The organism is Methylobacillus methanolivorans (assembly GCF_054588515.1).
Window position 1 is genome coordinate 57,324 of record NZ_BAAILT010000005.1, and the last position, 12,200, is coordinate 69,523.

At 53.2% G+C, this 12,200-nt stretch carries 12 protein-coding genes; 8 read left to right on the plus strand and 4 right to left on the minus strand.

Going from position 1 to position 12,200, the window contains the following annotated elements; all coding sequences use genetic code 11:
- Window positions 1–18 precede the first annotated feature (18 nt).
- The gene (gene rng / locus LG202_RS13075; RefSeq protein WP_230348828.1) at window positions 19–1,470 is read right to left on the minus strand and encodes a ribonuclease G; all 1,452 of its coding nucleotides are present in this window, start codon (window positions 1,468–1,470) and stop codon (window positions 19–21) included.
- A gap of 65 nt (window positions 1,471–1,535) precedes the next feature.
- Window positions 1,536–2,126, minus strand: coding sequence for a Maf family protein (locus LG202_RS13080; protein ID WP_459724960.1), 591 nt, complete (start codon window positions 2,124–2,126; stop codon window positions 1,536–1,538).
- A gap of 163 nt (window positions 2,127–2,289) precedes the next feature.
- Here LG202_RS13080 and LG202_RS13085 point away from each other — a divergent pair, with 163 nt between their 5' ends.
- Together LG202_RS13085 and mnmA are read left to right on the plus strand one after the other, a co-directional pair.
- Window positions 2,290–2,733, plus strand: coding sequence for an NUDIX hydrolase (locus tag LG202_RS13085; protein WP_268867673.1), 444 nt, complete (start codon window positions 2,290–2,292; stop codon window positions 2,731–2,733).
- 27 nt (window positions 2,734–2,760) lie between these two features.
- Window positions 2,761–3,843, plus strand: a complete 1,083-nt coding sequence (mnmA, locus tag LG202_RS13090) for a tRNA 2-thiouridine(34) synthase MnmA (RefSeq protein ID WP_230348830.1) — start codon at window positions 2,761–2,763, stop codon at window positions 3,841–3,843.
- A gap of 23 nt (window positions 3,844–3,866) precedes the next feature.
- On the opposite strand, the gene LG202_RS13095 is transcribed toward mnmA, so the two are convergent.
- A complete protein-coding gene (locus LG202_RS13095; RefSeq protein ID WP_230348831.1) occupies window positions 3,867–4,475 on the minus strand; it encodes a glutathione S-transferase N-terminal domain-containing protein in 609 nt (202 codons plus the stop codon).
- Between the two features lie 46 nt (window positions 4,476–4,521).
- On the opposite strand from LG202_RS13095, the gene nadC reads away from it, so the two are divergent.
- The 6 genes from nadC to asd all read left to right on the plus strand — a co-directional run bounded on the left by nadC (window position 4,522) and on the right by asd (window position 11,726).
- Entirely contained in the window at window positions 4,522–5,394 is an 873-nt protein-coding gene (nadC, locus tag LG202_RS13100) for a carboxylating nicotinate-nucleotide diphosphorylase (protein WP_230348832.1), read from the plus strand.
- Window positions 5,395–5,466: 72 nt separating this feature from the next.
- Window positions 5,467–7,251, plus strand: a complete 1,785-nt coding sequence (locus LG202_RS13105) for a GspE/PulE family protein (protein WP_230348833.1) — start codon at window positions 5,467–5,469, stop codon at window positions 7,249–7,251.
- A 160-nt stretch (window positions 7,252–7,411) separates the two neighbouring features.
- A complete protein-coding gene (locus LG202_RS13110) occupies window positions 7,412–9,118 on the plus strand; it encodes an acetolactate synthase 3 catalytic subunit (RefSeq protein WP_230348834.1) in 1,707 nt (568 codons plus the stop codon).
- Window positions 9,119–9,128: 10 nt separating this feature from the next.
- Entirely contained in the window at window positions 9,129–9,620 is a 492-nt protein-coding gene (gene ilvN, locus LG202_RS13115) for an acetolactate synthase small subunit (protein WP_089374550.1), read from the plus strand.
- Between the two features lie 55 nt (window positions 9,621–9,675).
- Window positions 9,676–10,692, plus strand: a complete 1,017-nt coding sequence (gene ilvC, locus LG202_RS13120) for a ketol-acid reductoisomerase (RefSeq protein WP_230348835.1) — start codon at window positions 9,676–9,678, stop codon at window positions 10,690–10,692.
- A 185-nt stretch (window positions 10,693–10,877) separates the two neighbouring features.
- On the plus strand, window positions 10,878–11,726 hold the full coding sequence (gene asd, locus LG202_RS13125; RefSeq protein ID WP_230348836.1) for an archaetidylserine decarboxylase: 849 nt from the start codon (window positions 10,878–10,880) through the stop codon (window positions 11,724–11,726).
- 55 nt (window positions 11,727–11,781) lie between these two features.
- Here the strand turns inward: asd and LG202_RS13130 are convergent.
- Window positions 11,782–12,200: RNA pyrophosphohydrolase (locus LG202_RS13130; RefSeq protein ID WP_230348837.1), on the minus strand; the 419-nt coding region annotated here is incomplete at its 5' end.

The window sequence follows — 12,200 nt, forward strand, 5'->3', positions numbered from 1 at the left end:
TATGTCACTCTCGTAGACCTACATCAAAACAATATCGTAGGTTTCCTGCGCGTAGTGGGTTTCTGACTGCAGGGAAATCGGTTTACCAATAAAATCAGAAAGATTGGCTAAGCTCTGAGCTTCTTCATCCAGTAACAGGTCTATCACCTTGGGGGCTGCAAGGATGCGGAACTCACGTGCGGTGAATTGCTTAGCGTTACGCAAAAGTTCGCGGAAGATTTCATAGCAAACCGTTTGCGCAGTTTTCACTTCACCGCGTCCCTTGCAAGAGGGACAAGGCTCACAGAGCAAATGCGCTAGGCTTTCGCGCGTGCGCTTGCGCGTCATTTCTACCAAGCCCAGGGTCGAGAACCCATGAACACCAGTTCTTGCCCTGTCCTTGACCACCGCTTTTTTCAGCTCCGTCAGCACAGCACTTTGCTGCTCCTCTTCATCCATATCTATAAAGTCGATGATGATGATGCCACCGAGATTTCGCACACGCAGTTGCCGCGCAATGCATTGTGCAGCCTCGAGATTGGTCTTGAAAATGGTATCGGACAGGCTACGCCCAGTGACAAAGCCACCAGTGTTCACGTCCACGGTGGTCAGCGCTTCGGTCTGGTCAAAAATCAGGTAACCACCTGATTTTAGTTCCACCTTGCGCGACATGGCCTTGTTGATCTCGTGCTCGACATTGTACATATCAAACAACGGGCGTGCGCCCTGATAATGCTCGAGACGCTTGACTGCCCCCACGGCATAGTGGCTGGCAAAATCCAGTAGTTTTTGATAAGTCTCGCGCGAATCCACCAGAATGCGATCAGTGTCATCATTCACGACATCACGCAACACGCGCATGGGCAAATCGAGGTCTTGGAACACTAGGGAGCGGTCAGCAGCCCCATGGCTAGCCGCCTGTATATTACTCCAAACCTTTTGCAGGTAATCAACATCGGCCAACAACTCCTCATCGGTGGCCGCCTCCGACATGGTACGGATAATGTAGCCGCCTTCGCGCTTTTCCGGCAGTAGGCGCAACAGGCGCTCGCGTAACAATTCACGCTCAGCCTCATCCTCAATGCGTTGCGATACACCGATATGCTGCTGTTGCGGCAAATAGACGAGGAAGCGTCCTGCAATGCTGATCTGCGTGGTGAGGCGAGCGCCCTTGGTACCTATAGGCTCCTTGATCACCTGCACCATGATAGGCTGGCCTTCGTGTAATACCTCCTGGATAGCCTTTTCCTTATCCGGACTACAACACTCAAGGATATCCGCCACATGCAGGAAAGCTGCGCGTTGCAGGCCAATCTCGACAAAGGCAGATTGCATGCCAGGCAACACACGACACACCTTGCCACGATAGATATTGCCTACCAGCCCTAGCGAAGTAGCACGCTCTACATGTAATTCTTGCAATACACCCTGTTCGACAATCGCAACACGCGTTTCCTGCGGGGTGACATTGATCAGTATTTCTTCACTCATGACGTTTTTTATTTTGCTTTTTAATTTCCAAATCGCAATATTCAATCAGCATCGCAGCCAATCACCTAGCTAGGTATCGTAAAGCCGCAATTCCTCAACAACCTGGCAGTTTCATACAGCGGCAGCCCCATCACACCTGAGTAGCTACCTTCAATTCGCTCAATCAGGGTGCCACCCAAGCCTTGTATGCCATAGGCACCAGCTTTATCCCGAGGTTCTCCGCTCGCCACATAGGCCGTCATCACTTCATGGCTCAACGCCATCATCTTGACGCGCGTGGTTGACAGCGCCACTTGCATGCCATGTGTACTTGCTAGAGCTATCGCAGTATGCACCTCATGCCAGCCACCTGACATGGAGGACAACATGGCATAGGCCTCATCGTCATGCTCAGGCTTGCCGAGAATCACGCCCCCCACGCATACCGTCGTGTCTGCAGCCAACACCGGCATATCCAGCACTGTCAGCCTGGCAGCGCAAGCCTGCGCTTTTTCCTGTGCGAGACGCAATACATAATCCGCAGCCGACTCCGCATTATATACAGACTCGTCTATATCGGAAGGAATGACGACAAACTCCACACCGATTTGCTGCAATAACTCTGCGCGCCGCGGTGAACGAGAAGCCAGATAAAGACGTGTCATGTTGGTGCCCATGCCTATTAGTATTGGGCGGATAGTACCTGATAGGCCCTGGCCGCACCAAGCAAGTTACCATCACCGGATAACACCTGCGCTGGCCTCACAGGCAATCCCGCTGTAAAATTATGGGTTTACGATTGCTGGGTGAAAAACACCCGCTTAGCTGGCACATAAACCCATGATCTGGAAACCCCATACCACTGTTGCTGCCATTGTCGAGCAACAAGGCCGCTTCCTCCTGGTGGAAGAAGAAACCGCAGACGGTATACGCCTCAACCAGCCTGCCGGACATGTGGAAAATGGCGAAAGTCTGCTGGAGGCAGCCGTCAGGGAAGCACGCGAGGAAACCGCTTATCGTTTTACCCCGCAAAGCCTGCTCGGCATTTACCACTGGCGTCATCCGCTCAAGGACATTACCTACCTGCGATTTGCCTTTATCGGCCAGGTGGACGATCATCAAGCGGACTTGGCGCTGGATGACGGCATTATTCGCGCCCTTTGGATGACAGCAGATGAAATCCGTGCCACCAAGGCCCAACACCGTAGTCCGCAAGTGCTCACCTGCGTTGAGCACTATCTAGCGGGGCAGCATTTCCCGCTCAACGCGATTACCCATTTATAGAATTACTACCAAGATAGAACACGCATCATGAAGAAAAAAGTCATCGTCGGCATGTCAGGTGGCGTCGATTCCTCCGTCGCCGCACTCTTGCTCAAAGAACAAGGATATGAAGTCACCGGCCTGTTCATGAAAAACTGGGAGGATGACGATACTGACGAATATTGCCCAGCCAAGCAGGATTTGATTGATGCTGCCGCAGTCGCGGACAAGCTCGATATTGAGCTGGAAGCTGTCAACTTCAGCAAGGAATACAAAGAGCGCGTGTTTGCCAATTTCCTGGAGGAGTACAGCGCAGGACGCACGCCTAACCCTGATATCCTCTGCAATTCCGAGATCAAGTTCAAGGCCTTCCTCGACCACGCCATGGCGTTGGGTGGCGATATCATGGCAACCGGCCACTACGCCCAGGTACGTGAGAAAAACGGCCTGTTTCAATTGATGAAAGCCGATGACGGCACCAAGGATCAAAGCTATTTCCTGCACCGCCTCAGCCAGGCCCAGCTATCGAAAACCCTGTTTCCACTTGGCCACCTGCTGAAGCGCGAGATTCGTGACATCGCCCGCAAGGCTGGCCTGCCCACCAGCGAGAAGAAAGACTCCACCGGCATCTGCTTTATCGGCGAGCGGCCTTTCCAGGAATTTCTCAGCCGCTACCTTCCCCGTACACCAGGCGAGATACAAACCCCGGAAGGCAAAGTGGTTGGCCAGCATAACGGCCTGATGTATTACACCATGGGGCAGCGCCAGGGACTGGGCATTGGCGGCTCACGCGAAAGCAATGGCGAACCGTGGTTCGTGGCTGGCAAGGATATGGCACACAACGTACTGATCGTCGTACAAGGGCACGACCATCCCTTGCTACTGAATGACGGCCTGATCGCGAGCAAACTGCACTGGATTGCTGGCGAAGAACCCAAAACTCACTGGGTCTATGCCGCCAAGACACGCTATCGCCAGCCAGATGCCCCCTGCGAAATCGACAGCCTGCAAGGCGATCACGCCGAGATTCGCTTTGGCCACAAGCAATGGGCGATTACCGCAGGCCAATCCGTTGTTGTGTATGAAAGCAACGTCTGCCTGGGCGGCGGCATCATCACCTCATCGCTGTAATGCCTTGGCACGGCTCCCGTGTGTTAAAGAACGGGAGCCGTATCCTTGAAGGAAGCTCGCTTCATCATCGCGGCATAATGCTTGGCAAGGTTGGGATACTGTTGCTTCCAGTCTAACTGCTGATACCGCAACTCCAAGTAACCCAGCATGCAACCTAGTGCAATATCGGCCAAGCTAAAGTTATCCTGCACACACCACTTCTTCTTTTCCAGATCGTCATTCAGGGTTTTCAGGCCACGTCCTACCTTGCCCAATTGCTTGGCAATCACTGCAGGATCCTGCGCATTTTCCGCCCGACGTCCTTCCATCACCGCAGCAACAGCCGCATCCGTCACCCCATCAGCCAGAGCCTCCCAGCGGCGCACGGCAATCTTGGCGGTATGGTCTTGCGGAATCAAATGAGATACCGGCGTACGATGATCGAGATACTCCACGATAACGCGTGAATCATAGAGGCTGTCACCATCCGGCAAGATCAGAACTGGAATCTTCCCCAAGGGATTATGATCATTGACCGGGCAATCGGGATCAGCGAGCACAACCTGTACCATGTTCACTTCAATGCGCTTTTCTGCCGCCACTACGCGCACCTTGCGCGCATATGGGCTGGTATTCGAGTATAGGAGTTTCATCTTGGGGAGGATTTGATAGATGGATGAGTGCATTATAATGTAAATCATGGAATCCACATCACAGCACACAACACTCTCCAGCTCCCTACAAAAAACTATTGAACAAGACATCCAGCATGCCTTGGGAGAGGACGTTGCCACAGGTGACCTCACCGCACAATTGGTGCCAGTTGGTCAACTAGCAACCGCCACCATCCTCTGTCGGGAAGAGGCTGTCATCTGTGGTATTCCATGGGCTACTGAAGCCTTCAGGCACATATCCAAGGACATCGTCCTTGAATGGCAAGTACAGGAAGGTGACAAAGTCGCCCCCAACACCATCTTGTGCCAATTATCTGGGCCTGCACGCGCATTACTGACCGCCGAGCGCTGCGCGCTCAACTTCCTGCAAACCCTCTCCGCCACTGCCACAGCGACACGCCGCTATGTCGATGCGATTGCCGGCACACGATCGCATATCCTCGATACGCGCAAGACCCTGCCTGGATTAAGACTGGCGCAAAAATATGCCGTACGTATCGGCGGTGGGATGAATCAGCGCATCGGGCTTTATGACGGCATCCTGATCAAGGAAAACCACATCGCTGCAGCAGGAAGTATTGAAGCAGTATTGCAGAATGCCCGAGCACTCAATGCCGGTGTGCCAATCCAGATTGAAGTGGAAACACTGGAGCAACTGCGTATTGCACTAGATGCAGGCGCCACACTCATCCTGCTGGATAATTTCGATACAACCCAACTGAGGGAAGCCGTGAAAATGACGAATGGTCAAGCCATTCTGGAAGCCTCCGGCGGCATCGAACTGGATAACGTCAGGGAAATTGCACTGACCGGCGTTGACCGTATCTCAATTGGTGGCCTGACCAAACATGTCCACGCGATTGATCTGTCCATGCGTTTTCAGCCTGATCCTATTTAATGGCAACTTACAGACAACACAACGTCTTTTACCGCATCGACTTTTGCTGCATGACTCTTTAGTATTCAGCTCATGACTCTATCCAGCGCCATCTTCCACCCGACTCCTGGCCGCCTTTCCCTAGGCGACACATTACGTATGCTGGTTAATGATGGGCTGGTGCACAAACTGCAGGCGGAGCAATTATTCAAGGACCGCAGGCTAGATAGCTCCAACCTGCACCCACTGATCATCATCAGTGAGCAAAAGTGGAAAAACCTGCAACCGCCGCACAAGCAACTATCCCTGGAGGTACTCACTGCCTGGCTGGCGAAGCGCGCCCAGCTGGAACACTTTCACATTGATCCGCTCAAGCTGGATTTTAGCGCAGTGGCACAAGTCATTTCCAAGGCCTATGCCGAGCGGCTTAAGATCATGCCAGTAAAAATCAGCGGGCAAGAAGCCATCATCGCTACCGCCGAACCATTTTTTACCGAATGGATACCCGACCTGGAGCGCATCCTCAAGCTCAGCATCCGCCTGGTGGTCGCCAACCCGCGTGAAATCAGCCGCTACCTGCCTGAGGTCTACAATCTCGCCAACTCTATTAATCTTGCCAATACCGCAAAAACTGGCCAAGTGATTGGTGTGCAAAACCTGGAGCAATTGGTCGAGTTAGGGAAGAACAAGAACCTGGATGCCAACGAACAGCACGTCATCAATATTGTAGACTGGCTGTTCAAGTACGCCTTTGAGCAACGTGCGAGTGACATTCACCTGGAGCCGCGCCGCAACATGGGCATCCTACGATTCCGCATTGATGGCGTACTGCATCAGGTATATCAGTTACCCAGTGCCATCATGAGCGCCATCACCAATCGCATCAAGCTGCTGGGGCGCATGGATATGGTGGAAAAACGCCGCCCACAAGACGGGCGCATCAAGACCTTGACCGATGAAGGCGAGGAAATTGAGCTGCGCCTCTCCACCATGCCAACCGCCTTTGGCGAAAAGCTGGTGATGCGTATTTTCACGCCAGAAATCCTAGTGAAGGATTTTGTCGAACTGGGCTTTTCCAACGAGCAAGCTCAAAAATGGACCCAGTGGACACAAAGTCCGAATGGTATTGTGCTCGTCACCGGGCCGACCGGCTCAGGTAAAACCACCACGCTCTATTCCACGCTCAAATTGCTGGCAACACCTGAAGTCAATGTCTGCACCGTAGAAGACCCCATCGAAATGGTCGAGCCAGCCTTCAACCAGATGCAGGTGCAGCACAACATCGGCCTGACATTTGCAGATGGCGTACGCACCCTGCTGCGCCAAGACCCAGACATCATCATGGTCGGCGAAATCCGCGACGTAGAAACCGGTGAAATGGCAATCCAGGCCGCCTTGACCGGCCACCTAGTACTATCCACCTTGCATACCAATGATGCCCCCGCAGCAGTGACACGCTTGCTAGACCTCGGCATACCTCCTTACCTCATCCACTCTTCGCTTATTGGCATCATGGCGCAACGGTTGGTACGCACTTTGTGCCCGCACTGCAAAACACCTGCCGACATCAGCCAGGAGCGCTGGGATGAACTAGTGGGGGACTGGAAACTTCCCAAGCCAGCGCAGATATATACCGCCAACGGCTGCCTGGAGTGCCGCATGACAGGTTATCGTGGTCGTAGCGGCATTTATGAGATGCTCTCACTCTCACCCGAGCTCAAAAAACTTATTACGCCAGATGCTGACCTGGCCAGCATTAAAAAGCTGGCATATCAACAAGGCATGCAGCCATTGCTGATGAACGGTGCCGAGAAAATTGCTGCAGGCTTGACCACGATAGAAGAACTGCTCAAAGTCGCCCCGCCGCCTTTTGCATGACCAGATATAAAGTGGCTCTCTACCAATCAGACGAGTAAGTCACAAGCCACTTAAAAATCACCAGCTTAAAGCAGGTATTCACTTAATCGACCTTGACCAAACAGGCACAAACCGTTAGTGTTCTAAGTTTCCCAAATTCTCGGCATAACAAGCAATATCTATGGAATTATCTGGCGCAGAAATCGTCATTCGCTGCTTGCAGGAAGAGAACGTCAAATACGTTTTTGGCTATCCTGGTGGCGCGGTGCTCAATATTTACGATGAAATATTCAAACAGGACAAGTTCAAGCACATTCTTGTCCGCCACGAGCAAGCCGCTGTCCACGCAGCCGATGCCTACTCTCGCGCTACCGGTGAAGTCGGCGTTGCCCTGGTGACCTCAGGCCCGGGTGCAACTAATGCCATCACTGGCATTGCCACCGCGCATATGGACTCCATCCCCATGGTCGTCATCAGCGGCCAGGCACCCACGCCGGCCATCGGTCTGGATGCTTTCCAGGAAGTCGACATGATCGGCATTTCACGCCCTTGCGTGAAGCACAACTTCCTGGTGAAGGATGTCAAGGATATTGCGCCCACCATCAAGAAGGCATTTGTCATCGCCGCCACTGGCCGCCCAGGCCCGGTAGTGGTCGACATCCCCAAGGACATCACCGCGCACCTTGGCGAATTCGAATACCCAAAAACAGTGGAAATGCGTTCCTACACGCCTATTCTCAAGGGACACTCCGGCCAGATCAAGAAGGCGATCAAGCTCATGCTGGAAGCCAAGCGCCCCATGCTATATACCGGCGGTGGCTTGGTATTGGGTGACGCAGCCGATCAACTGATCAAACTGGCACGCCGACTGAACTTCCCCGTTACCAACACATTGATGGGGCTGGGCGGCTACCCTGCAACTGACAAGCAGTTTGTCGGCATGCCCGGCATGCATGGCACGCTGGAAGCCAATATGGCGATGCAGAACTGTGATGTGCTGATTGCCGTTGGCGCGCGCTTCGATGACCGCGTTATTGGCAACCCACAGCACTTTTACAACAAAGATCGCACCATCGTTCATATTGATGTCGATCCATCCTCCATCTCCAAGCGTGTCAAGGTAGATGTGCCTATCGTCGGCCACGTGCAATCCGTGCTGACTGAGATGAACGAGCTGTTAGATGCCGAAGCTCGCTTGCCAGATGCAGCAGCCCTCAAGGCCTGGTGGACTCAAATTGAAGAATGGCGCGGCCGTAACTGTCTTGGCTACAACCGTAACAGCGAGATCATCAAGCCACAATTCGTGATAGAGAAGTTATGGGAAGTCACCAAGGGCGATGCCTATGTGACCTCTGACGTTGGTCAGCACCAGATGTGGGCAGCACAGTATTACAAGTTCGACAAACCACGTCGCTGGATCAATTCTGGCGGCTTGGGCACCATGGGTGTTGGCCTGCCTTATGCCATGGGTGTACAGTTTGCTGACCCCAAGGCCAAGGTAGCCTGCGTCACGGGCGAAGGCAGCATCCAGATGAACATCCAGGAGCTCTCCACCTGTAAGCAGTTCCACCTGCCGATCAAGGTGATCTTGCTCAACAACCGCTATCTGGGCATGGTGCGCCAATGGCAGCAGTTCTTCTACGAGAACCGTTACTCCGAATCCTATATGGACAGCCTGCCTGACTTCGTCAAGCTCGCCGAGTCTTACGGCCATGTCGGCATGAACATTGAAAAACCGTCCGATGTTGAGGGTGCACTTACTGATGCATTCAACATGACAGATCGCTTCGTGTTCATGAACTTCATCACCGACCAGAACGAAAACGTGTTCCCGATGGTGCCAAATGGCAAGGGACTCTCCGAAATCATCCTGGCTGAAGACCTGTAAGAAGAACAGCATGAAACATATCATCTCCATATTGATGGAAAACGAAGCCGGTGCCCTCTCTCGTGTGGCCGGCCTGTTTTCCGCGCGTGCATACAATATCGAATCCCTGACCGTGGCACCCACTGAGGACGCCACGCTGTCACGCATGACCATCGTCACCTCCGGATCGGATGAAGTGATCGAGCAGATCATCAAGCAGCTCAACAAGCTGATTGATGTGGTCAAGGTACTGGACCTCAACGATGGCCGCTTTATCGAACGCGAGCTGATGTTGGTCAAGGTAAAGGCGACAGGATCGTTCCGCGATGAAATGAAGCGCATGTGCGACATTTTCCGCGGACGCATCATTGATGTAGCAGACGGTAGCTACACTATCGAGTTGACTGGCTCCGGCTCCAAACTGGATGCCTTCCTGGAAGCGCTGGACAAGGCTGCCATTCTCGAAACCGTTCGCACTGGTGCCTCCGGCATTGGTCGCGGCGACAGGATACTCAAACTTTAAACACTCATGCCGCCCTACACGGGCAGCAGCCTCCATTTGTATTGAAAGGTAAAAAATGAAAGTCTATTACGACAAGGACGCAGACCTCTCCCTGATCAAGAAGCTGAAGGTCACCATCGTCGGTTACGGTTCCCAAGGTCATGCCCACGCGCAAAACCTGAAGGACTCCGGTGCTACCGTGACTATCGGTGCCCGTAAGGACGGTAGCTCCTTCGCCAAGGCCGTCAATGCCGGTCATGACGTCAAGGAAATCAAGGATGCGGTCACTGGCGCTGATGTCGTCATGGTCTTGCTGCCAGATGAAACCATGGCAGAAATCTACCATGCTGACATCGCTCCTAACCTGAAGAAGGGCGCTGCGCTGGCTTTCGCTCATGGCTTCAATGTGCACTACAACCAGATCGTGCCTAGCAAGGATCTGGACGTGATCATGATCGCGCCTAAGGGCCCAGGCCACACTGTACGTTCCGAATACCTCAAGGGTGGCGGCGTTCCTTCCCTGATCGCGGTTTACCAAGATGCTTCCGGCAAGGCCAAGGACATTGCTTTGTCCTACGCTGCTGCCAACGGCGGCACCAAGGGTGGCGTAATTGAGACCAACTTCCGCGAAGAAACTGAAACCGATTTGTTCGGCGAACAAGCTGTTCTCTGTGGTGGCGCTGTTGAACTGGTCAAGGCTGGTTTCGAGACACTGGTTGAAGCTGGCTATGCTCCTGAAATGGCTTACTTCGAGTGCTTGCACGAGCTCAAGCTGATCGTCGACCTGATGTACGAAGGCGGCATTGCCAACATGAACTACTCCATCTCTAACAACGCAGAATACGGTGAGTACGTCACCGGCCCTCGCGTGATTGCAGATCAAGCCCGTGCTGCAATGAAGGAATGCCTAACCAACATCCAGAATGGTGACTACGCCAAGCAGTTCATCCTGGAAGGTCGCACCAACTACCCATCCATGACTGCTCGCCGCCGCCTCAACGCTGCTCACCCCATCGAGCAGGTTGGTGGTCAACTGCGTGCCATGATGCCTTGGATTGCCAAGAACAAGCTGGTAGATCAATCCAAGAACTAGTCGGTGTTTAGTTCTTGGTTAATTGATCATACTCAAGCCCAATCCAAGAACTAACAGTTATGGATGACTGCTACACTTAACTCTCTTCCAGAGCTAAGCAAGCAAAGTTCTACGTTAGAATAAAAGAGGCTGGACATTGTCCAGCCTCTTTTTACATTCCGTCATTTGTTAATTAAGAGGTTTGTGTGTCCACACCCAGCTCTATCAAACTACAGTACCTGATTCCCAAAACCGCACTCACCGCCTTGGCAGGCAAACTTGCCCACTTACGCGCTGGCTGGTTGACAACTGCGGTCATCCGGTGGTTTGCCAAACGCTATCAGGTCAATATGCTGGAAGCAGCAAACCCTGACATTAACAGCTATGTCAGCTTCAACGACTTCTTCACCCGCGCCCTCAAACCCGGAGCACGCCCACTGGCGAATGCCACGCAAATCTGTCCGGTTGATGGTGCGATCAGTCAATTCGGCCAAATCGAGAAAGACCAAATTTTTCAGGCCAAAGGTCACCAATACTCCACGACAGCATTGCTCGCCGGCAACAGCGAGATGGCCAAGTACTATGAGAATGGGCACTTTGCCACCATCTACCTCAGCCCTCGCGATTATCACCGTATCCATATGCCATGCGATGGTAAGCTACTGTCCATGACCTATGTACCCGGCGACCTTTTTTCCGTCAATCCACTGACAGCCGCACATGTCCCAGGCCTATTCGCGCGCAATGAGCGCGTGGTATGCGAGTTCGCACATGGAGACACCAAGTTCGCCCTGGTGCTGGTCGGGGCCACCATCGTCGGCAGCATGGCTACCGCATGGCATGGCATCGTCAATCCGCCGCGCACGGGCAAAACCCGCACCTGGCTTTATCACGAACAAGGCATTTACTTGAAGCAAGGTGAAGAAATGGGGCGCTTCCTGCTCGGCTCCACCGTGGTACTGCTCTACCCGGAAACCGCACGGCTTAGCTTCCAAGGCGGCTGGCAGCCCGCACGGCCAGTCCGGCTGGGAGAAGCCATGGCAGACAAGCGCTGAATGAAAAAAGGGTTACAGAAAAAACTGTAACCCTTTAAATCTTCAGACATAAAATTTAGCGCATCGACTGATCCAGCTTTTCCACTATTCTCGTGCGACGACGCTCGGTCAAATGAGAAGAAAGCTCTTTCAGCGCCAGGCGATATACATCGCGCTTGAACTCAATCACGGAGTCCATGGCAACCCAGTAATCACTCCAGCGCCAAGCATCAAACTCCGGATGCGTGCTGGCACGCAACGATACATCGCTATCACGCCCCACCAGCCTCAGCAGAAACCATATTTGCTTCTGCCCTTTGTAACTGCCACGCCATTCGCGCTTGATCCAGTTGGTAGGCACATCATATCGCAGCCAATCTCGGGTACGCCCCAAAATTTTGACATGCTCGGGACGTAACCCGACCTCCTCCATCAATTCGCGGTACATGGCTTGCTCAGGGCTTTCACCATATTTGATCCCGCCTTGCGGAAACT